Source organism: Bacillus sp. FSL R5-0585, assembly GCF_038004545.1.
Classification (GTDB): Bacteria; Bacillota; Bacilli; order Bacillales; family Bacillaceae_G; genus Bacillus_A; species Bacillus_A cereus.
On record NZ_JBBORJ010000001.1, the window covers coordinates 1,788,181 to 1,810,247 of the forward strand.

Sequence of the window (22,067 nt, forward strand, 5' to 3'; positions counted from 1 at the left end):
TTTAAAGTAGAATAATTGAATCTTTCTTTTCTACTTTTACTACATCTACATCCAATTCATCATCAAATTCTTTAAACTCTCTTGCATCTATGTCAGTAATATAACTCTTTATTACTTTTTCCATATGCATGGAATATGTCATGTGTACATTCTTTTTCGAAAGCATACTAGAATTACAGCACATGTAATGTATCATTTTAGCGATACAATCCCTTTCTACAGGTTTTACACCTAATGGTAGAATTTCAAGTATATATCGCTGAAAAATCCCACTACAATTAAGTGAATATTCACCAGTGCTATAATACATCCCTTTTTGATCTGCATATAAGCCAATGCTATCTAAAGCATCATCACATTCTATTACACCGTAACTTGGTACATCAAAACCTGTATTTATTCTAATAATATTTAAATTTGGAACCTTTAACACCTCTGGAACAATATCAGGTAAAATATCTGTATTAATTTCTTTATTTTGTAACTCTTTTATCCAATACCTTCTCAAATTTGCATCTACAATGAAATAAACTTGTTCATTTTGTTCTTTTGCATATTGTACAATTTCCATTAATGTTTCGGAAACATATTGTTTAAAAAGAGCTTCCATATCATTTCTCTTTGATGGTTGTGGTAAAAATGCATTATGTTTATTTATATTTAATAATACGTAATCAATCGTTTGCCATTCTGTATTCCCATATAATTTATATAAAATTTCTTTTCCTTTTATTTTTGAAAGAATAGGTAAGAAATCAAATTTCGATATTCGTTCAATTGATAAATTAACATATATACAAGGTAAATTTATCTTATTCCAACTACGCTTCAAAAATCCTTTTTGCTCTAATAAACTAAAAACACTATTTACAATTGTTTTACGAGATACACTTTGGCCTATAAATAAATTAATAAATGTTGAAATACGGTTTGCTCGTGAAAATCCCTCTCTAATGATTTGTTTTGGATCAATTTTTTCGCGTCCATCACAATTTTTCAATGCGATTAATGCTAATGTCGCATCACTGCGCTCGCCCGCGGTAGCATAGACAGCTTTCGTAACATCATCTACAAGATTTGTTTTATATTTTTGGCAATATTGCATTTTATATGGATTTTGTAACACCTTTTCAATATTGTATCTCACAATCTTTAATAACACTGGAAAATCTGTATTCAATACATAAGAATTTTCACCAACTTTAGTCAAAACAATTTGACTCTCAAGTAATGCTTGTTCTATTTCCAGCACTATATCTTCAGACCAAATTTCTAATGTTAATGTCTCTAATCCTTTTGGTGCAAATAAAGGAAATAATTCATTTTTGTTATTTGTTGCTATCTTTTTACATTCTGGAAGTATTGTGAAATAAGAGAATTTACGCTGAAATTCTTTAAATAAATACTCTCTTTCCTTTACTTTTATACCCGGTTCTATTTTAGTACCTTGAACTTTATAAATTCTCTCATTGTATGGAAATAACACCCTTTTATTTTCCCCTACAATATAATCTTTCGGATATTGGAGAATATGGTCTAAATCCACCTCTCCCCCTATTTGAAAATCATCTTTTAAATTTCTAAATATTTTAATCCATTTCATACCGGTTGTAGCTTGTTGTATTTTTAGTTTTACAAACCGTATTTTTTTATTATTTGACGCAAACTCTGAGGTAGAAATCAATATCATGCCTCGTTTCCGTCTTAAAAGTAAAGGAATATCTGGGTGATTATATTCTTGATAAAATCTCCGAATTCCTATTGAAATATTTAATAATGGAGCGTTCTCACCACCGCGGGTTATGCATTCGAATCGATATACATAGGAGAAAAAATCTTGTGTTTTTTCATCTTTTATCGGCCCTGACATCGCCTCACAAATATTTTGTGATCTAAGAGGGGAAAAATAGATTTCTTCTTCATTTGTATTTTTTAAATATATAGGACGCTCACAAAAAATATGTGAGATTAAAGCGGGCACCCACTTAGAATACGTTTCATTATCATGTAGTACTGGCAAATTAGAAATTAAATCGGATTGCCATTCATATTTTGGTGGTTCTACTAATCTATTTGGTTTCCAATCATGAATAATCTCATACCAACTTTGAAAAATATAATCGAGCTGCTCTTGTCTAATAGGTTCTTTCGATACAATCCATGGTGTATTTTCATTTAATACGTACGGATTATGCTGAATAAACAATATATCCGAAAACATATCATACAATCTTTCATTCAAACGTTTCAACTTACTCGTTAATAAAAATGTCTTATAATGTATCTCTACGATGTCCAACCATTCAATAGGAAAGTATATAAATGATACCTTTTCATTTAAAAGGGGGTCTACTATATTTTCAAATGTTAGCAGCCTTAATTTTTTCATAAAATGATTCCTTCCTTTCTTCAGTTGTCTTGATTATCAAAAAGCTAGAACAATAGTTACTTAATCTAATCCATTTAAATCAAGTATTTAAAAGAAAAGTAAAAACTATTTATCTGAATAAAACATTATCAAATCGACTCTTTTAACAATTAAAAGTAATTATCATATACAGCACCTCATATATTTGTATTTTAATACATTTAAATTATACAATTTATATAATGTATTGTACTTATCATTTACAAAAAATTTACAAAAAACTAAAAAAGAACACCTTAAATCGGCGCTCTCTTTACAAATATTAAGCGTTATGTAATTGAACATATAGATAACAGTAATCCTCCAAATGAAATTGTTCCTAGTAAACCTACTACAAATCCTGTTAAACAAATACAATCAGCAAGACAAATAGAAGACTGCGATAATGGAACGAATGACCTACTTGTACCCGAACCATATTGTTTTATCTTCTCATAATTCATATCTAACATTAAATGTAGACATGTTACACCATCCTCAATAGTATGTACAGATTCTTTTTCTAATCGCTCCAATAATTTACTATCAAAAGCAACTGCTAGAGGGTACTGCTTATCCGATTTCATATTTTGATAAATTAGTTGCAAACGAGATAATATATTGTTTTTCTTCTTTTCAGATGTTACTGTACATTTCATTTTATTAAATTCATTTAATAACAGTGTCAATTCATCTCTTTTTCCGTATAAATCTTTAGCTATTTTTCTCTTTAGTTTATACGAATGGATAATAGATTTTAGTTCAATCATATTCATACACTTCCTAATTACATAGTATTTACCCGATTATTTTATAGATAAACAGTACTTTTTAATCTTATTTAAATTACACTCAAGCATCTTCATTTACTATCGATTAACATTACATTAACCTTACAAAGTTGTAATAAATTCATTAGCTAGAAGAAATCAATCCCTAAACCAGACAGATATTTGATGATAAAACCATAAGAAAAAAGCAATGATTAGATTTTAAATCTAGTCATTGCTTTATCCATCACCTCTTGATTACACCTATATATCTTATTGTTACTCTTTCACTTGAATGATTGAATATATCCATTAATAATGGCTATATTCTTTGTCGGCAAGTACATATATAAAACTAATGTTTTTTAATTGATAAAGTGAAGCTTTAATCAGCTCTCACCAATCGGGCTTTTATGGACATTCCGCCACCTAACTTCTCTTTGCTCTCTCTGAATTTTAAGGGAGATTTTATTGCCCGCAAATAGTGGGATAAATGTAATTAATATTCATACGTTACAATAGTACCAGTAGTATCAGTAGTACCACTAAAACCATCAAAACAATTAGAGCAACCACCACAGCCGCCACAACCTCCGCAACCTCCACAACCAAAACAACCGAAGCAACCAATACAACGGAAGCCACCACAACGGAAGCCACCACAACGACCTCCACCACAACCTCCACAACGACCACAACCGCCACAGCGACGAGCAGCATCTTCAATATAGTAATATGGATATTGATTTTGCTGGTCCCAATAGACAATATTTCCAGACCGGTAATCATTAAGGCTTAACGCTTGTAGTTCTTGTTGAAACTGATTCATTTTCATAACCTCCGTTTATAAAATACAACCTCATCGATACTTCCCTATGTTTCTGTTCGTTACATCTAAGTAGGAATAGCACTATAAACTAAGTTCAATACGTACACCAACAAAGTATGACTTATCATTAAATGATGCACCTTGTTCATATACCTATTTTTACTATGGGCTCATTTTTATAAAGTGAAACTTTAATCAGTGGGGGGGGAGTTCATCCCCCGCTGATTATTAGCCCTCACCAATCAGGCTTTTACGAACAGCCCGTTAATGCGGGATAAATAAAAATTAAAAAATATGAATTCTAGCGTCATATCTTCATACCTAATAAATTCAATTAATTTCTCAATAATTATGTTGCCATATCCTATATATTTCCGTCTGCCGCTTAGATTTTTCTGTAATGTAAATGCGTTTCGCTATAACATCTCCTAGTGACCGGTTTCTATGACGGATAAAAAATTCCTACAAAGAAAAAAGCCCTTATTAGGGCTTTTCATTCTATTTCTCCAGCAAAACTCTCTATGAAATTCCTAATAGAAAAAAGACACAATTAGATTGATGCGTCTTTTTGTGATGCCTCTTTTGTGAAATCATATAAAGCAATTGCGCCTAAAAGAACAAGTATCCCTTGAGGAACATCTAACAAAATAGTTTTCCAAATTTCTGGAATTATCCATTTAATATCTGCTGCTGTTTCAAGATATGCTTGGAAATAGCTGATTGTAAAATTAATTATCCCTAAAAATACAAATAACGATAAACCAAATCGAATTAATTTCTTATTTGTAAACATATAACACCTCTCAAAATTCATTGGATATTCCTGCTTTTGCTTCTTTATATTTCCATATCTCTATATCTGATTTTAACACATAAAGAGCTCAAAAAAATACGATATGCATATTTGCATATCGTATTAACAACACTCCATGATAATTTAGAAATTCCTGCAAAGAAAAAACAACTCCGTTACAGCTAACAGCTCGGGTTTCTTTTCTTATTTAACTTCATACCACCAACATTTATGTTCTTTGATTGTAAAATAAATGTGACAGAAGTTTATCCAGTTAATGCGTAGACAAGTAAATGAGCTAAATTATCGATATTCTATTTCGCCATATCCGTAGCACTAATGACTTTACGCAAATTTGACAAGAAAAAAATATATAGATAGGTATGATCCATACCTATCTATAACATTACTTCTATTCTTTATCCAATTACGTCTTTTACGTCTGTATCCACTGGCCACTTTTCTAATGTATAAGCCATTTCCCAAAATGAATATTCATATTGACTGCTAATAATAAAATGCTGTTTCATACGTTTGCGGTCTGCCTCTGTTACTTTTTCAGCGATAGTATCTAAACGTGTAATTTGTTCTTCAACTAGCGTACGGAACCAATCAGATCCATAAGCAGAAATCCATTCGTTATAAATTGGCTCTTCCGGCTGGCACTCTTTTAAGCGTTCGCCAATTTCATAATACAACCAATAGCAAGGTAAAATTGCTGCAATGATATCTCCTAAATGCCCTTCATACGCAGCACGATACATATGTGAAGTATACGCATATGCAGTTGGCGCAGGAATAAAATTATCTTTTTCTTCTTTTGTTATCCCTAGCTTTTCAGCAAAATTCTTATGTAAAGATAACTCGGCCTCATATGTATTTTGAGCATGATGTGCCATACGAGCTGTCGTCTCTAATTCAAGAGCTTTTGCAGCTCCTAAAGTTTGTACTCTAGCAAAATGACTCAAATAATATGAATCTTGAAGCACATAATAGCGAAAACTAGCTAAATCTAATGTTCCTTCACCAAGTTTTTTTACAAAAGGATGGTTAAAACTCGCTTCCCAAATTGAATCTACTTCTTTACGTAATGATTGTGAAAAAGTCATTTAAATCCCTCCAATAATGTATAAAATATAAGTATTTATCCACAATTATTAAAGCTGTAAAATAAAAAAACTTTCTTTACAGGCGTAAAGAAAGTGAAATTGACAGTATTTATTTACTCATTAAATAGCAACGTCTTTCCCACTTCCCTACGCTGGCATTAACCAGATCAGGTACTAAGAGTCTCAAAATCACATTTGATCTCAGCCTATAAAAGGCCCCCCTAGTGGATAAATATTTTTTTTATAATGTATTCATCATAGCATACTTCGTAAAACTGTCAAAAGAATTAGTTATATAATTCCCTTAAAACCCTTCTTCATTTCTAACTTTTAATGATGTTTCAATAATCATATCTAATAGTTTGCTATAACTAATCCCCGCTGCTTCTGCACTTTTTGGCAATAAACTTGATTGTGTCATCCCTGGTAATGTATTAATTTCCATTACATATGGAATTCCGTCCTTCACCATCATATCAACTCTTGCATAAACACTACATTTTAATGCTTTATAACAAGCAAGTGACGCTTTATTTACACGTTCCTTAATTTCTGCTGGAAGTTCGATAACTTCCTCAACTGTACTAGTATCATCATATTTTGCATTGTAGTCAAAGAACTCGGCTGCATGTCGAATTGAAACTATAGGTAACTGTTTTCCATCCAGAATTGAACATGTAATTTCATCACCTTTTATATACTTTTCAATTACTACTTCAGAATCCCATTCGAATACAGTTTCTAGCATTGAGATCAATTCATTTTTATTATAAACGATTTTCACTCCGACACTCGATCCGCCAGAGTTTGGTTTTACTACTAATGGAAATCCTAACTTATCTAACTCATCAAGATTTAGATCCTCCATTTTTGTAAGTTCAATCCAATCTGGTGTTTCTACACCTTCATAACGTAAAATCTTTTTCGAAATATTTTTATCCATACATATACTGCTAGATAACATATTACTTCCGCTATAAGGAATCCCTAAACTCTCCAGTGTTCCTTGAACTGTCCCATCTTCTCCGTATTTTCCGTGTAATGCGAGCAACGCAAAGTCAATGTCTTTCGCTTTTTCAATTAAATCCACTTTTTCATTTAATGTAATTGGAACTATTTCATACTTATTTTTATCTAAATGAGCAATCATTTCATTCCCCGTCATAATTGAAACTTGTTTTTCAGACGATACCCCGCCCATAATAACACCGATTTTCATTTTCTCAACTCCAAATTTCATTTTTTAATGTATCACCAATTATTTTAATTCCCCGAACTATTTCTTCTTCTTTCAAGCGCGAAAACCCTAATCGGAAAGTGTTCGCTCCTTCTCCATCAGAGTAAAAAACATCTCCAGGTGAAAACGTAACGCCTTTCTCATAACACTTTTGTAAAAGTGTGCGGGCATTCATATGCTCTTCTAGCTCTATAAATAAATGCAGTCCACCATCTCCAGTCATTCTTTTAAAAGGAATGTACTGGTTACATGCCCCGACAGCTAACTCATATTTTTTCTTATAAACAGATCTTGCCTTTTTTAAATATTTTTCAAAATATCCCTCATGTAAATATTGAAACAGAACAGCTTGATCTAGCGTAGATGTGTGAATCGTTCTTGCTCTTTTTACGCTTTCTAAATAATGAATCAGCTCTTTATCTGCAATAATCCAACCTACACGTAAACCAGGGAAAAGTACCTTTGAAAAGCTACTAATATAAATCACATTATTGCCAGCTCCAGCAAAAGTTAATAATGGAGCTAAATGTGAACCTGAATAACGTAATTCTTCATTAAATCCGTCCTCTATAATAGGAACATTGTATTTTGAGAATAACCTCATCAATTCCGTTCTTTTCTCTGAACTCGTAACAATACCGGTTGGATTATGATAAGAAGGAATTAAATAAGCAAAATCAAAATCTTTTTCACGCAAGCTTTTTTCAACTTCATTCGTATCAATACCATCCTCATTCATATCAATCCCCTGAACTTCAAGTCCATGTAAACGGAACAGCTTTAGTGCAGCGTGGTGAGTTGGATTCTCACAAATGACACGACCAGATTTTTTTGATAAAGAAGAGAGTACAATATCCAATCCTTCTGTAAATCCATTTGTAATTAGAATATCTTTATTTGAAATGTCTACACCTTTCATTTCCATGTAATGAAGTAAATAATTCATTAACGGTCTATATCCCTTTGCATATCCGTAGTTCAATACGATGTCTCCTTCAATGGACATACGAGTAAGAAAAGCTCTTTTGAAATTTTCAACATCAAATAGCTTCTCATCCGGGGCTATACTATTAAAGACAATCATTCCCTTTTCCCAACGAACACCATGTTTCATTAAATCTAATTCATCCGCTAATGCGGTCACTGTATTAAGTTTATTTTTCCAATTTATTTCAACAGACGAAGTGTTAGATATATCCACCTTCGCAACAAAGTTCCCTTTTCCTTTAACTGCATAAATGAGTCCTTCTTGTTCTAAATCTGCATAAGCAGCGAGTACAGTGTTTCTACTCACACTTAGTAATTCACTTAGTTCCCTTGTTGATGGGATTTTTTGATCCCCGAGCAAATGCCCTTTCATAATCATCTTCTTCAAATAATCTTTCAACTGAATATAAACGGGACGATCTTTAACAACTTTAAAATCCTTAAACAATTCCTTACCCCCTGCAATCATTTTTGCATATTTATTTCATTCTCAAAAGGTCCACGACATATGTATTTTTTATAAAGGGCGGTACGTTCTTACAAATCTTTTCGATATAAGTTAATTACATCTTTTAAAGCTGCAGCTGCAGCGCCTCGTGGATTAGAAGCCCCACCAATTGTAGTAACTTGTCCCATCGTATCTGTAAAGAACGTAATTCCTTTTTCGGTCCCATTTACTTTTGCTAACGGATGATCTTTTTCTATTTCGCACGGTTCAACATTTAAATTGACATTGCCACCCTCATCCTTATATGCTGATGCTATTAATTTAATAATTTTATGTTGTTCCTTAGCATTTCTAAATTGCTGTTTTGTAACGTGCTCGATTCCTTTTATATGTATATCAGTAAGTGTTTTCTCTGTTTCCATTAAGCTGTTTGTCAAAAGTAACAATTTACACGCACTATCTGAACCACTTATATCTAATATAGGGTTCGTCTCAGCAATTCCTTTATTTTGTGCTTCTTTCAGTGCTTCTTCAAATGTCATATCTTCCTCATACATTTTCGTAAGAATATAATTAGTTGTTCCATTCAATATTCCTTCTATTTTTTCAATACTGCAACCGGCTAAACTAAATTGTCCGATATCTAGTGTCGGTAGTGCAGCGGCTGTTGCACCGCTATATCGAATTCGTATATTTGCGCCTTTTGCTGCTTCATTTATTTCTCTCCAATTTGTAACGAGCGCACCTTTAGAAATTGCTACTATATCCATCTGTTTCTCAATCGCTTGTTTCATATATTGTTTCCCTGGATTTCCATCTTTAAGATTTGTAACCGTTGATTCTACCAATACAGTACCACTTATGCTAGTTGTTGCACGTTCCTTCGGATGATACTCTAAATATTTTTCAATTGCAGCGGTACCGCCACCATACATCAATAAATGATGAAGAGATAAGCCTTCTTCATTATGTATTGCGATATTTCTCCCTAATACGCCGCTTACAACTAATTGAATCCCATATGTTTCATATATATATGAATATTTTTCATTTAATAATTTTATAAACTCTCTACCTACTGTTCCGTATCCTGATAATACAACTTGAATTTTCATAATATCCCCCCATATTTTTCTACCAAATCCCTCTTTCAATATAATATAAAGCGCTCTCGAATTCCATCGAGAGCGCTTTATTATTACCTATTTCGGTAAACGTGATAGCTTTTCAGCAATTGTTCTATAAAACTCTTGAATGCTAGAAAAACCTAACGAGTCTGAAACACTTAACCCTACCATGTCGAGATGGTCCCAATTCGCTTTCGTTTCGATATGATTCCATTTTCCAATCTGTAATGACTCATTATTATTTACAGTAACATTAGAAGATGGTGCAATCATAGAATTTGTATTTACTACACCATCATTTTGCCACCAAGAAGTATCAACTAGCGGACGGTTTTCTTCATATCTCGCATAAGAACCTAAGAAAAATGCATTTCCCATTAACACTTTATTCATCGTTATATGAGGCAAATGTAAACCTGTTATAGGTGCTGCTTGTGATGCATGTCCACTATAGGATAAATAATACACATCTGGTTGCGTCTTTACCCAATTATTTAACTCCTTTGCACCATCTGTACTTAAATCCCATTGACTTATATCTTTTGTATTTTTCCAAAGTGAACTATTTAGAATACGATTACTATATTGGAAAAAGGACTCTCCAGCATTCTTCTTTATACCCCATTGATCCAATTTAAAATCATATAATGATAAATTATTGTTTCCTCCAAAGCTTGCAGCTGTAATGAGTAAATCTTTAACGAACGGCAGTAGAAGACTACCATCCGCAAGTGTTGTACCGTTGTGAGGGGTTGCTAATGTTGTAACACTATGAACGTATGATTTTCTGCCTTCAAATAGTGGTGATATTTTGGTGTCTGGGTGATTTTTTACATAATTCTTTTCTTCAAAACTACCTTCTTTTAATAGCTGTACTAATGTTCTAATCGTTTGTCCACCCATGCTATGTCCAACTAAATGAACTTTATTTGTTTCACTCCAATTCGGCGCAAAACCACTATAAGTTCTACCAAAACGATTATGTCCATGTTTCTCAGCATGGACTGCACCATAGTCTACTGTCCCACCGCTAATTTGTGCATACAATTCACATGCACGATCCCAGTTACTAGAAACAGGTCCAACAGCTGCGGTATGTACCGTATAACCATTTCGTTTCAAATCTTCCTGTATATCATGAACACCACCCCAATATTTTACGCCAAGCATTTCTTCTCTACCCCATCCAGCAAATCCATTCACCAATATGATAGGATAATTATTTTGTTGCCTCTCTTCAGCGTATGATATTTTCGCTGCGAATGAACATACGGTCACTAATGCAAAAAAACATATTTTTAAAAATAACTTCCCCATACTTTCTCCCCCTAATAAAACGTTTACATTTTTCTTTTCAAAAAATTAACAGAATAATTTAACAACTTAAACATAATGTAAAGTATTTTATATACGTTGTATATATAGAAAACATATATAAATGTTGATAAATATTAATTCAAGTGAGTATTTACTTTTTACAATATAACTTGTGAATCTATTTATTTAGATTTATAATTAGATATAGTTTCCTCATGTTAAAAAGATTTAAAAACCATAAGAAAACTAATCTCATTGCTTGAAAAGGAGGAAAAATCATGCAAATCGGATCAAATATTCATACATTGTCTCAACCTACTAAAATAACTCCATCTAATCTTGAGCATAATACTATCTCTTCTACTAAACTTGAAAGTAAGAAAATAAGTGATCCTATCAAGTTTGATATTCGTTTATCTGAAAAAGAAATGAAACAGCCTGAGCATAAATTTAATGAATTAGATTTATGGAAGATGTTAAAGGATAAAGGTGTTCCCTTATGGATCATCCTTGAAATGCTACAAAAGGCTCGTAAAGAAAAAGAAGCCCAAAATAATTCAGTTCAAAATTCAAATGGGATTGAGGAAACAAACGAGACTCGATTAAATGAAGTAATGTAAGTTATTTAAACGGTATTAAAAAGAGCTCGAGGTTGATAAAGTATCCATCAACCTCGAGCTCTTTTTTAAGATTTTGCTCCAATCGTTACAAACTGAATTGATACCTCATCTCTATAACCTTCAATTAACTTTCTTACTTTTACTTTTTCATTAATCAACGTATTATCTGTCGATATTTTAGGGTTTTCATCACCTAATGACTTTTTCAAGTGTAGAAGTTGCATATTCGTTTCATTTGCTTTTATTTCTTTATACACACTATTTTTCGCCACAACGATATACCATAGTGCTCCATAGTCACGTTTATTGCCAAGCCAAACATCACTACCATATGTAACAGGTATCTTGTTTCCTTCTATTTCAATACTTTTTATATTCTTTTCTTCTTCATTTATAAATAATAGGGAACTTTCTTTTGGAAAATTCGGCAACGTATCTAACGTTTTAGAAAGGGATGCTTGATCACGTTTACGAAAAAGCTTTGCATTCATCATCGCTTGTGCAGTAGATTCATTTATTATCAGAACCCTTTTTTGGTCAAATCTACCTGTTTTCACTGCAAAAGCTTCCTGTTCTTTCGTGTTTTCCTTATAACGATTCATAATTGCTCCAGTATGATTCTCATCTCCAATGATTAATACACCGTTAGCTGGAAATCTGTTTTCGTTTTTAGAGCATGCACTTACACTTAATAACAATAATATACTTAATATGAAAATAGATAATTGTTTTTTCATCACAGTTCCTTCCATAACTTCAAATTGTTTTTTTACATGCTTTTCTGCAATCTTACTTGCTGATTTTCTCTATTGTTCCATTGTCTTATGAAGCTTTTGTAAATAACGCCAACGAGTTATAAAGAAATATAAAACTTGTATACATATAAATGAAATTAAAATGACGATAGAGCTATTTAGAATAGAAAAATCGACTAATTGTTGTAATGCCATATAAGCGACTACAGTATGTATTACTGCAACGACAATTGGTAAGAAAAACATTAATAATAACTGTCTCGTTACAACTTTCTTTAGCTCCCGTTTACTTAACCCCATTTTCGAAATCATTTTATACTGCTGTTGATCACGATTCAAATCAGTATATAATCGGAAATAAATAAAACTAGCAGCAAATGTGAAGAAAACGATTCCGACTAAAACACTAGCCATAAGTAATAACCCATTCGTTTGTTTTGCACTTAACAACTCTATTGTTAGTGCTCTAAATTCAAAATGTATATCTCTAGGTTCTTGATCAAATATATTATTTAATTGGTTTGAAACCTCTTTCGTTTTTATCCAATCATCTACAACAAATCCGTAAGTACGATATTGAATAATATCTTCATTATCTGGACCACTATTAAGTGGAATTCCATCATATACATGATCTTGAATAGCAATATATATCCCTTTCGTATCATGTGGCAAAACTAAATTATCGACAGTTTTTTTCACATGAAATGTCTTTGTCCAATCGCCTTGAATGACTTCAATATTCTTCTTATAATCACCATTTTTAAATTCTTGTTTTTGTGATACCATTCCAGGAATTAATAACATTTCATCTTCTTTTTCAATCATTTCTTGTTGATATCCAAGTGCTCTCGCAAGTTCGTTATACTCACTTAATTTCATTACATATACATTGCTTTCCGTATATATATATGAAGATGAAGCCATTCGATATGGAATATTAGCATCAGCCAGATGTTTTTTTATAATAGAGAGATGTTTATCCGCTATTTTGTTGTTTTCAGGAGCCATGTATAGTAACGTATACGGATTCGTCATTCTTACTAAATCTTTATTTCCAAGAGCAGCTGTCGTTCCAATTGCTGTAAAAGCAACTGCTGAAATAATAGATACTATAAAAAACATCGTTGCATTATCTTTCATACGGTAAATTAATTCAGAAAATGTTAATATATTTGTTCTCTTTAAAAAGAAAGATTCTCTCCTTTTAGCAAGGTGCAATATATAAACGCTACACTGTGTATATAAAAAGTACGTTCCTATAATTACTAGGAGCACACCTATTCCAAGCGTAATAAAATTGGTACTTGGTATGAAGCGAAATACTGAAAAATATCCATATCCTATACTAATTAAAGAAAGTAGCGATAATAAAACTGAAGATTTCGGTTCAGGTTTTGGCTTTTCCTCTGCTCGAATAAGTTCCACAAGTTCCGTTACTTTTATCATTTTAAATGTAAATAATGAAACAATTAAAAACAAGAAAAGAAATGTGATAATTGTTAATAATACAGCCCGCACTGGTATATAAAAAGGTAAACCATTATTAATCATTAATACACTTGCACTTATCAATAAGACTAGTTTAGAAAATATGAGTCCAATGAAAATCCCTATACAAATTGAACCAAGTCCAATCAACATATTTTCAATTAATAATAATTTCTTAAGTTGTCTCATTGACATACCTTGCATCATTAAAACGCCAAATTCTTTCTTACGGGTTTTTAAAAACGAACTAACTGAATATAAAATGAAGAAAAATGAAAATACAAAAATCAATCCTTGCGAAACTGAAAATCCCAATGTACCAAATGCACTTATTGTTGCACTTGTCGATTTCAACTCACCTTGTAAATCAGGATGAAATAATAAAAGAGCATACGTAAAGAAAATCATAATAGAAAATGCACTACTTAAAAAATGGGCAGCATATGTACGCTTATTGCGAAAAATATTATTAAATGCGAACTGACGAAAAGTCATGCCTTTTCCCTCCTAACAAAGAAAGGACATCCATAATCTTTTGATAAAAAGTTTGCCTACTTTCACCACAATAAATTTCGTTATATAGTTGACCATCTTTAATAAAAATTACTCGGCTGCAAAAGCTCGCTGCATACGGATCATGTGTAACTAACATCATCGTTGCTTTTTCTTCTTTATTTAGAGTATCCAGCATCTCCATTACATCATTTGAAGATTTAGAGTCCAAGTTCCCTGTTGGTTCATCTGCAAGTAATAATTGCGGCTTATGAACGATCGCACGAGCGATTGCTGTTCTTTGAGCTTGTCCCCCTGATATTTCAAATGTTCTTTTATTCAAGATATCTGTAATATTTAACTTCTCTGCAATCTCTTCCAATCGCTTGTTCATTTCTTGCACGGAAACACCATCTAAAGTCATCGGCAATACGATGTTTTCTTTTACAGTAAGTGTGCTAAGAAGATTAAATGATTGAAAAACAAATCCTAATTGTTTTCTGCGGAATAACGCTAAATCTTCTGATGATAATTGGAAAGGATTTGTGCCATTTATTAAAATTTCTCCCGATGATGGAGAATCAATAGTAGATACCATATTTAATAACGTTGTTTTTCCACTACCAGATGGCCCCATAATCCCTACAAATTCACCTTCTTGAATTGATAAATCAATATCAACTAATGCTTTATAAGGTACTTTCCCTTTATATACTTTACTAATACTTTTTGCATGTAAAATTTCCATGTATATTCTCCCTTCATTTGCACGTCTCATAACAGAGTGTAAATGAATTGTCTTACAGCTCATATTGATTCGTCTTTCATTTATCTTACACGCTTGTAAGATTTCTAAAAAAACTGATAATAAAACTATTTTCAAACTGAAATTAACGCATAACTATCTTATAATAATTGTATAGTAGCAGGAAATACAAAGTATATGAAACCTTTATTATATAAATGAGAAAAGACCGATTGCTTTATCGGTCTTTTACTACCCAACGTTATATTTTTATCCACTCAGATCTTCTCAATATATAATGATTATATATTTGATTTTCTATCCTCTGTTGGCTCTTATAAATAAACCCACATTTTTCAATAACTTTATTTGATGCTACATTGTTAATTAAAGCAATTGCGTTAAGGTGATCTACATTCGTTTTTCCAAACAAATAGTTAATCATTCCTTTAGTTGCTTTCGTTGCATAACCATTATTATGATATTCACTTGAAACTGCATACATAATTTCTCTATTTGGTAAAGGAAGTTCATCTTTAATACCCGTACAGCACCATCCAATAAATTCATTTGTGTTTTTCTTAAATATTCCTAGTTTTAATATGTGATCATCTATGTTAGTCGTAGTTCTCACTGCATGAAGAAACGCTCTATTTTCTGGTATTTCATAATTTACAACCCAATTAACCCTTTGTTCTTTTGTTGATTTCCAGTCTGGTAAAAAATTTTCTATTTCTGTTTGATTGGATATGTTATAAATACTCTCTGCATCTTTGACCGTGAACTCTTGTAGGTATATATCTCCACAATCTATTTTAAATAACTTAGTGAATCTCTCTTCATCCATGTTAATCCCCCTTACTTACATTAAAGCTCCTTAATCTGCTTCGTAAGTTCCATAAACCGTTCATCCAGTGCTTTATATTCTTTGTCGTTAGAAGTTAAAAAGCTTAATTTCCCTAATACTTCTTGTCTCTCTGTTTCTAACGTTAAACGTAGCTCTTCAATATCATCTCTTGTTTTCGTAGGTTCTTCTAGCTGCTTTTGTATCGTATTGTTTGAAAACACGAGTTTTATGTTAGTTGTTTTCTCCAGAAAATATCGATCGTGAGATACAATTACTAATGTTCCGTTATACTCAGCTAATGTATTTTCAAGTTGTTCACGTGAAGGTAGATCCAAGTGATTCGTCGGTTCATCTAAAATGAGTACATCTTTTTCATCTAAAATATAAGCCATTAGCTTACATTTTACTCTTTCTCCCATACTCATATGCTCAATCGGCTCTTTCCATTGAGAAGCTTGGAACCCTAAATGTTTCATTAAATTTTGGACTTTTCCTCTTTCTTCAAACGTCTCTTTAAAAAATAAATTTTCTGGTGTTTTATCAAGCGGTAAATCAAAAACTTCTTGTGTTAAATAGCCGATGTTCGCAGATGGTGAAATCCATATTTCTCCTTCAGCATTTTCCGTTCCCATAATCATCTTCAGTAATGTTGTTTTCCCACTACCGTTTGGTCCAACAATCGCAACTTTCTCACCATGCTGAATTGTAAAATTAACGTTTTCAAATAATACTTTCCCATGAAAGTCTTTTTTTAATTGCTTCACTTCTAAAAAACGTTTTCCTACTTTTTTGTTCGCTTGAATAGAAAACTCAACTGAATACTCTTCTTTCACACGTTCTACTTTCGCTTTCTCCAGCTCTTTTTCAAGTCGTTTTCGTTTTGACTTCACTTGTGCATCCATTCGCTTCGCTTTTACACGATAGAATTCTTTCACACCTTCTTGTTTTGTAGACTGCGCGTGTGCCTTTTGAGACCATGAACTCAATTCTTTTATATGTGTTTCTACTTGTTCTATCTTTTTTTGCTGCTTTTCATATTCACGCTGCTGCGACTTTCTTTTTTGCTCACGTGCTTTCATGTAGCTCGTATAATTACCACTATGCTCAATTAATTTTTTGTCCTCAATTGACCATATTTTTGTTGCGACAACATCTAAAAAATATCGATCATGCGATACAACGATAACTGTACCTTTCATGTTTTTTATTTGTTTAATGAGAAATCCCGTACTGATCTCATCTAAATGATTTGTCGGTTCGTCTAATATTAAGACATTAGGATTTTCAGCAAATCCTTTTGCTAATCGAATTTTCAGCTTTTCACCACCACTTAAAGTATGAAAATCGTTCGTTGGCACGCCCCATTTCGCAAGAAGTTCTGCTTCTTTTGCAATTACATCATTACTAATAAAAGATTCTATTTCTTGCTCAACATATGCTGTTGTCATATTCATTTGCGTCCATTCAACAGTACCTTTTGAAGGTTCAATCTTCCCATTTATTAATTGAAGTAACGTTGATTTACCAGCACCATTTTTACCGATTAATCCGATAACATCCCCTTGTTTTACTGTCACATTCATTTTCTCTAACAACATATTTTCTTTTATTTCAACATAAACATCATTTAATTTTAATAGTTCTTTCATAAATATCGATCCCTTTCATTAAGGGAGAATAAAAAATCCTCCCAAATAAATTTGGCAGGATTAGTCACTACATTATTTATACCCAAATAAGCTATTGCGCAATATAAATAGCAATACCGTTGTATGGAAATTGGGCAGACTAATCCTATTTTTTAGAAATTGAAATTTATTGAATTTCAACATTTAAAAATAAGATTAGTTAATCATCGTCCACCCATCATTCCTTTCCGTCGTTAATAACCATATTGTACCATACTAGTACTGTATGAGTAAATGCAATTATATGTGCTGTTAAAAAGATTGCTTTCTTTTAGGTTTATTTATCATTCCTTAACTTCATATTGAATAAGCACAAATTACATTGATTGTAATACGTCCTTTAGATTTCCCCAGTAGTAAACTTCTAAGCACTCTCTCTTATATAAAGTGAAACTTTAATCAGTGGGGGTTTCTTCATCCCCACTGATTATTAGTTGAACCAATCGGACTTTAATGGGCAACCCGACCCCCACCTAATTTCTTTGCTTTCGCTGAATTTTGAGGTGGGGGTCTTACTGCCCATTAAAGCGGGATAACTTTTGTATAAAAACAAAATGTTATTCATTACCCAATAATCACTTATTGTTTTTCGATAAATTTTTATTGATTATCCCCTTGTAATAAGCTATTATATCTTTACAGAAAATAATAATGTAAGGATTGAATTTATGGACAGGACATTAAAAATCACAAAGTTAAATATGTTTTTAAGGATTTTTCTCGTCCCGATTATAGTAGGGATTATTGTTGGTATACTAACTAAATTGGGGCAAAGTATACTTCCTGGACATTGGAATTCATTAGCTAATCTAGGAAGCGTTTGGTTAGTTCCATCCTTTTTTGTGGCTAGCTTTAGTTATTCTAAGCGTACAGCTATACTTTCTGGTATCCTTGCACTACTCGGTATGGTATTAGGCTACTATGGTTATGCAATAGTTATTAAAAATGTAGCTCACTCTATTTATTTTATATCCGTATGGATTGTATGTGCATGTATAGGAGGAACTATCTTTGGAGTTGCAGGTTTTCTATGGAAAGATACTACGGATCCACTTCATAAATTCGGAAGCGCGCTTATTAGTGGCGTTTTTGTAACGGATGGACTTCACATTCTTTTAAATTTTAAAGACTATAGTCACATGTTACCTGTTGGATATACCGAAGTCATAGTCGGGATTATCTTGATTCTTGTATTAGAACGCTCTAATGCTAATCGAATTTCTTCTTTCTTAATGATGGTTCCTATCACTATTTTAGGATTAATTGGATATAAATTATTAAGTTTGTTTACTTAATTAGAATTCATGAAGCTAGCTCTTTCAAAGGGCGAGCTTTTTTCTTACAAAAAACTATTTAAATATTAATAAATTATTAATAACCTCTCATTTAACAGCCTTATTTATTATTGTGTCATTACACATACTTACACGACCTTTTATTAGAATCATACCAGTCTTTTATATCATTTTATTTACTCCATATAAAGTAAGGCTAAAAAACTTATTTCAAAAGTTCTTTAGCCTGAGTCATTTTTACACATTTAAAATTTAATACGTACAACGGTACCTTTACCAACTTCTGAATGGATTTCTACACTATGTCCTAATTGCTTCGTAATTTCATATACGAGATATAACCCCATTCCAGTTGATTCTTTAAAATCTCTACCATTTTCTCCTGTAAAGAAAGGTTTAAACACTCTTGGTAAATCTTGCTTCGGTATTCCTACACCATTATCAGCAATTTCAAGTATAACATTATTACCTTCCTTACAAGCTTTCACTTTAATCTTCTCTCTACTACCAGATGAATATTTAATCGCATTCGATAGTATTTGTCCGATTAAAAATTGTAACCATTTCGCATCACTTTCTACAGTAATGTCCTTATCAATTTCAAGCTCTGGATATACAAAATTCCGGATAAAGAAACGTTTATGCTCATGTACCGAATCATTCACTATTTTATGTAGTTGTACTCTTTCTACATAAAAATCTTGTGTAAATGCTTCTAAACGTGCGACATACAGAGCCATTTCTAATCCCTTTTTTAATCGATCAGTTTCCTCATTTATACTTTCAAAACGTGAATCTACTTCATCCTGTGTAATTAATTCTATTACAGATAAAGGTGTTTTCATTTGATGAATCCACTGATTCATAAAGGTTAAATGGTCATTATTTTTTCTCTCTTGCATTTGCAGCTGATTTTGATAATGTCGATATTGCACCTCAAGTAGTTCTTGAAGAGCAGCCGATACAGCTGCAAAATCAGATTTTTGAACAGATTCATCCAAAGATTGCATCGGGTTTGCTAGGCGCTCATAAAAAGAACGATGTGTAAAATAACGAAACACTAAATAACTTCCCATAAAGAAAACACCTAGAAACATTGCATATAACGCCGTTGTAATATGATTATGCCCATCAAACCAATATACGAGAAATATAGCTAGTAGTTGAATTATGGTAAAGCAAATAAGTGGTATATGATCACGTATAAACAACCTTATCATTTTTCTATACCATTATCCCAAGTAATATGCAATCTATATCCAACACTACGAATCGTTTCAATCGCACCTTCTATATGCAACGTTTGTAACTTTTTACGCACACGTGTTGTATTTACACTTAATGTATTATCATCAACATAAGATTCACTATCCCATAATTTATTAAGTAACACTTCTCTACTCACAACACGCGGATAATTTTTCATTAATGTCTCTAATAAAATGGCTTCGTTTCTCGTTATATCAATCTCGTCATTTCTAAGTTTCAATACAAGTCTTTCGGGATATAAACAAAGACCTTGTTGTTCAATCATTCGTTCTTCTAATTTCGGTGCATAATCTCCATATGCACGTCTTAAATGACTACGAATTTTCGCCACTACAACTTCATAATAAAAAGGCTTCGGAATAAAATCATCGCCACCGTTTTCTAACGCCATAACTTGATCCATCGTACCTTCACGAGCCGAAATGAATAGTATCGGACATGTAGAAACACCACGAATTTGACGACACCAAAAGTAACCATCAAAACTCGGTAAATTAATATCTAATAAAACTAACTCTGGTTGTTCATCTAAAAAAATGTCTAATACATTTTGAAAGTCCGATACAATAACTCCTTGATAACCATATTTCGCAACATATGTTGATAATAGTTCTGCAATTTTCATATCGTCTTCTACAATCATAATTTTGACCATTATTGAACTCCTTTTTAATCCACAATCTCAAATATACTTATATAAAATAAATACTACCTCTTTTCACAAAATCCGTAAATTAAAAAAAGGATGCTTTTATACAAAAGTATCCTTTTTCGTCCCTTATCTATTTAATATGAAATTTACTAAAAGTAAATCCTAGTTTCTCCACATAATCCATCCCTAATTCCATACGCGCCGTTTTCAACGGATCCACAACTTGGCAAACTTTTAAATTACCTGCTGCCGATAATAAAAGAGTTGCATCAGCTTTAGACATTGCTAATTCTTCATGTAAAAATGTCACCATATTACGTACAGCGCGATTCGCTGCATCATCTAACAATTTCTCTGAAGCAATCGTCATCATTTTTTCTTTTTGAATAGCCATTGGTAATGGCCATTGTTTTCCTTTTATAATTTGAACTGTTACCGTTACCTCACCAGCAACCTCTACACCACTAACACCAATTTCACCATCACCCATTGCTACGTGTAAATCACCTAATGCTAATAGTGCTCCTGGGACATTAACTGGTAGTAGTAATGTTGTTCCTTCTTTAATTTCTTTACAGTCCATATTCCCGCCGTGATCATGCGGTGTGCCACATGAAATGCTCTCTTCTTTCGGTGCAGTACCAATTACCCCAATCATTGGATTAATCGGGATTTGTAGTTCACTTGAAAACAAAACATATTCATTATGTATTGGGACAATTTTCACTGTATTTTCATTTAACTCATCACCCATTACACCAAGGTTTGCACCTGTAGTTAAAACGCCCTGCTCTGCAATTTCAATTTTTTCAATCGTTACGACTAATATATCGCCAGGTTCTGCTCCTTTAACATATACAGGTCCAGTCGCTGGATTAATTCGGTTCCAATCTAATTCTTGTAACACAACATCTTCAGAATCGATTTGATTTTCAAAGCAATCATATGTTTCAAATACAAGACTGCTCCCAATTTCTACTTCCATACACGGCTTATTTTCTGGTGACATTGAGTAAATGATATGGTCTTTATGAATTCGATACATAATACCTCTCCCTTTTATATTTATCTACTATTACTAATTAGCTTTTTTTATACAAGCTCCTCTTAAAATTAAATGTTATTTTTATGTAAAAAAGCACGCAGATTGTTTTATAACATACACTCTTTACTATAACAGAAAGGTGGT

The 22,067-nt window shown here is 32.3% G+C and carries 19 protein-coding genes, 1 pseudogene and 1 riboswitch; of the genes and pseudogenes, 2 read left to right on the forward strand and 18 right to left on the reverse strand.

Going from position 1 to position 22,067, the window contains the following annotated elements:
- Position 1 precedes the first annotated feature (1 nt).
- From MKY38_RS09285 to MKY38_RS09330, 10 genes and pseudogenes are all read right to left on the reverse strand, one after another.
- On the reverse strand, positions 2-2,389 hold the full coding sequence (locus tag MKY38_RS09285; protein ID WP_078385363.1) for an RNaseH domain-containing protein: 2,388 nt from the start codon (positions 2,387-2,389) through the stop codon (positions 2-4).
- A gap of 308 nt (positions 2,390-2,697) precedes the next feature.
- A complete protein-coding gene (locus MKY38_RS09290; RefSeq protein ID WP_065223048.1) occupies positions 2,698-3,183 on the reverse strand; it encodes a homoserine dehydrogenase in 486 nt (161 codons plus the stop codon).
- Between the two features lie 209 nt (positions 3,184-3,392).
- A pseudogene (locus tag MKY38_RS09295) lies at positions 3,393-3,524 on the reverse strand (site-specific integrase); the annotation flags it as partial.
- 152 nt (positions 3,525-3,676) lie between these two features.
- Positions 3,677-4,006, reverse strand: a complete 330-nt coding sequence (locus MKY38_RS09300) for a heterocycloanthracin/sonorensin family bacteriocin (protein WP_016512777.1) — start codon at positions 4,004-4,006, stop codon at positions 3,677-3,679.
- 550 nt (positions 4,007-4,556) lie between these two features.
- The gene (locus MKY38_RS09305; RefSeq protein ID WP_070180159.1) at positions 4,557-4,820 is read right to left on the reverse strand and encodes a DUF3937 family protein; all 264 of its coding nucleotides are present in this window, start codon (positions 4,818-4,820) and stop codon (positions 4,557-4,559) included.
- Between the two features lie 398 nt (positions 4,821-5,218).
- Positions 5,219-5,908 carry a thiaminase II gene (gene tenA, locus MKY38_RS09310; RefSeq protein WP_078439298.1) on the reverse strand — a complete coding sequence of 230 codons (690 nt, stop codon included), beginning with the start codon at positions 5,906-5,908 and terminating at the stop codon, positions 5,219-5,221.
- A 127-nt stretch (positions 5,909-6,035) separates the two neighbouring features.
- A riboswitch (TPP riboswitch) is annotated at positions 6,036-6,141 on the reverse strand.
- A gap of 71 nt (positions 6,142-6,212) precedes the next feature.
- Positions 6,213-7,127, reverse strand: coding sequence for a D-alanine--D-alanine ligase (locus MKY38_RS09315; RefSeq protein ID WP_065223107.1), 915 nt, complete (start codon positions 7,125-7,127; stop codon positions 6,213-6,215).
- Positions 7,128-7,131: 4 nt separating this feature from the next.
- On the reverse strand, positions 7,132-8,580 hold the full coding sequence (pdxR, locus tag MKY38_RS09320; protein WP_065223044.1) for a MocR-like pyridoxine biosynthesis transcription factor PdxR: 1,449 nt from the start codon (positions 8,578-8,580) through the stop codon (positions 7,132-7,134).
- Positions 8,581-8,669: 89 nt separating this feature from the next.
- Positions 8,670-9,695 carry a homoserine dehydrogenase gene (locus MKY38_RS09325; protein ID WP_065223043.1) on the reverse strand — a complete coding sequence of 342 codons (1,026 nt, stop codon included), beginning with the start codon at positions 9,693-9,695 and terminating at the stop codon, positions 8,670-8,672.
- An 87-nt stretch (positions 9,696-9,782) separates the two neighbouring features.
- Positions 9,783-11,024: an esterase/lipase family protein gene (locus MKY38_RS09330; RefSeq protein WP_065223042.1), complete on the reverse strand. Its 1,242-nt coding sequence runs from the start codon at positions 11,022-11,024 to the stop codon at positions 9,783-9,785.
- A 278-nt stretch (positions 11,025-11,302) separates the two neighbouring features.
- On the opposite strand from MKY38_RS09330, the gene MKY38_RS09335 reads away from it, so the two are divergent.
- The gene (locus tag MKY38_RS09335; protein WP_001165495.1) at positions 11,303-11,644 is read left to right on the forward strand and encodes a DUF3914 domain-containing protein; all 342 of its coding nucleotides are present in this window, start codon (positions 11,303-11,305) and stop codon (positions 11,642-11,644) included.
- A 65-nt stretch (positions 11,645-11,709) separates the two neighbouring features.
- On the opposite strand, the gene MKY38_RS09340 is transcribed toward MKY38_RS09335, so the two are convergent.
- From MKY38_RS09340 to abc-f, 5 genes are all read right to left on the reverse strand, one after another.
- The gene (locus MKY38_RS09340; protein WP_114556068.1) at positions 11,710-12,381 is read right to left on the reverse strand and encodes a lipoprotein BA_5634 family protein; all 672 of its coding nucleotides are present in this window, start codon (positions 12,379-12,381) and stop codon (positions 11,710-11,712) included.
- A 69-nt stretch (positions 12,382-12,450) separates the two neighbouring features.
- Positions 12,451-14,385: an ABC transporter permease gene (locus MKY38_RS09345; protein WP_000144160.1), complete on the reverse strand. Its 1,935-nt coding sequence runs from the start codon at positions 14,383-14,385 to the stop codon at positions 12,451-12,453.
- Positions 14,360-15,130, reverse strand: coding sequence for an ABC transporter ATP-binding protein (locus MKY38_RS09350; protein WP_000404283.1), 771 nt, complete (start codon positions 15,128-15,130; stop codon positions 14,360-14,362). Before MKY38_RS09350 ends, MKY38_RS09345 begins: the two co-directional genes overlap by 26 nt.
- 259 nt (positions 15,131-15,389) lie before the next feature.
- Positions 15,390-15,974, reverse strand: coding sequence for a GNAT family N-acetyltransferase (locus MKY38_RS09355; RefSeq protein WP_065223039.1), 585 nt, complete (start codon positions 15,972-15,974; stop codon positions 15,390-15,392).
- Positions 15,975-15,994: 20 nt separating this feature from the next.
- Entirely contained in the window at positions 15,995-17,623 is a 1,629-nt protein-coding gene (abc-f, locus tag MKY38_RS09360) for a ribosomal protection-like ABC-F family protein (RefSeq protein ID WP_341048787.1), read from the reverse strand.
- A gap of 707 nt (positions 17,624-18,330) precedes the next feature.
- On the opposite strand from abc-f, the gene MKY38_RS09365 reads away from it, so the two are divergent.
- The gene (locus MKY38_RS09365; RefSeq protein ID WP_065223037.1) at positions 18,331-18,957 is read left to right on the forward strand and encodes a DUF6518 family protein; all 627 of its coding nucleotides are present in this window, start codon (positions 18,331-18,333) and stop codon (positions 18,955-18,957) included.
- Positions 18,958-19,202: 245 nt separating this feature from the next.
- Here the strand turns inward: MKY38_RS09365 and MKY38_RS09370 are convergent, their stop codons facing one another.
- From MKY38_RS09370 to MKY38_RS09380, 3 genes are all read right to left on the reverse strand, one after another.
- Positions 19,203-20,177, reverse strand: coding sequence for a sensor histidine kinase (locus MKY38_RS09370; RefSeq protein WP_065223036.1), 975 nt, complete (start codon positions 20,175-20,177; stop codon positions 19,203-19,205).
- Complete coding sequence (locus MKY38_RS09375; RefSeq protein ID WP_341048791.1) at positions 20,174-20,881, reverse strand: response regulator transcription factor; 708 nt, start codon at positions 20,879-20,881, stop codon at positions 20,174-20,176. Before MKY38_RS09375 ends, MKY38_RS09370 begins: the two co-directional genes overlap by 4 nt.
- A 127-nt stretch (positions 20,882-21,008) precedes the next feature.
- Positions 21,009-21,923, reverse strand: coding sequence for an acetamidase/formamidase family protein (locus MKY38_RS09380; RefSeq protein ID WP_341048794.1), 915 nt, complete (start codon positions 21,921-21,923; stop codon positions 21,009-21,011).
- Positions 21,924-22,067: the final 144 nt, after the last annotated feature.

Excerpts from the sequence above, each read along its gene's own strand:
- tenA (WP_078439298.1), bottom strand. The coding sequence starts at position 5,908 with ATGACTTTTTCACAATCATTACGTAAAGAAGTAGATTCAATTTGGGAA.
- MKY38_RS09335 (WP_001165495.1), top strand. The coding sequence starts at position 11,303 with ATGCAAATCGGATCAAATATTCATACATTGTCTCAACCTACTAAAATA.
- MKY38_RS09380 (WP_341048794.1), bottom strand. The coding sequence starts at position 21,923 with ATGTATCGAATTCATAAAGACCATATCATTTACTCAATGTCACCAGAA.
- MKY38_RS09300 (WP_016512777.1), bottom strand. The coding sequence starts at position 4,006 with ATGAATCAGTTTCAACAAGAACTACAAGCGTTAAGCCTTAATGATTAC.
- MKY38_RS09285 (WP_078385363.1), bottom strand. The coding sequence starts at position 2,389 with ATGAAAAAATTAAGGCTGCTAACATTTGAAAATATAGTAGACCCCCTT.
- abc-f (WP_341048787.1), bottom strand. The coding sequence starts at position 17,623 with ATGAAAGAACTATTAAAATTAAATGATGTTTATGTTGAAATAAAAGAA.
- MKY38_RS09330 (WP_065223042.1), bottom strand. The coding sequence starts at position 11,024 with ATGGGGAAGTTATTTTTAAAAATATGTTTTTTTGCATTAGTGACCGTA.
- MKY38_RS09350 (WP_000404283.1), bottom strand. The coding sequence starts at position 15,130 with ATGGAAATTTTACATGCAAAAAGTATTAGTAAAGTATATAAAGGGAAA.
- MKY38_RS09290 (WP_065223048.1), bottom strand. The coding sequence starts at position 3,183 with ATGAATATGATTGAACTAAAATCTATTATCCATTCGTATAAACTAAAG.
- MKY38_RS09370 (WP_065223036.1), bottom strand. The coding sequence starts at position 20,177 with ATGATAAGGTTGTTTATACGTGATCATATACCACTTATTTGCTTTACC.
- MKY38_RS09325 (WP_065223043.1), bottom strand. The coding sequence starts at position 9,695 with ATGAAAATTCAAGTTGTATTATCAGGATACGGAACAGTAGGTAGAGAG.
- MKY38_RS09315 (WP_065223107.1), bottom strand. The coding sequence starts at position 7,127 with ATGAAAATCGGTGTTATTATGGGCGGGGTATCGTCTGAAAAACAAGTT.
- MKY38_RS09340 (WP_114556068.1), bottom strand. The coding sequence starts at position 12,381 with ATGAAAAAACAATTATCTATTTTCATATTAAGTATATTATTGTTATTA.
- MKY38_RS09365 (WP_065223037.1), top strand. The coding sequence starts at position 18,331 with ATGGACAGGACATTAAAAATCACAAAGTTAAATATGTTTTTAAGGATT.
- MKY38_RS09355 (WP_065223039.1), bottom strand. The coding sequence starts at position 15,974 with ATGGATGAAGAGAGATTCACTAAGTTATTTAAAATAGATTGTGGAGAT.
- MKY38_RS09375 (WP_341048791.1), bottom strand. The coding sequence starts at position 20,881 with ATGGTCAAAATTATGATTGTAGAAGACGATATGAAAATTGCAGAACTA.
- MKY38_RS09305 (WP_070180159.1), bottom strand. The coding sequence starts at position 4,820 with ATGAATTTTGAGAGGTGTTATATGTTTACAAATAAGAAATTAATTCGA.
- MKY38_RS09345 (WP_000144160.1), bottom strand. The coding sequence starts at position 14,385 with ATGACTTTTCGTCAGTTCGCATTTAATAATATTTTTCGCAATAAGCGT.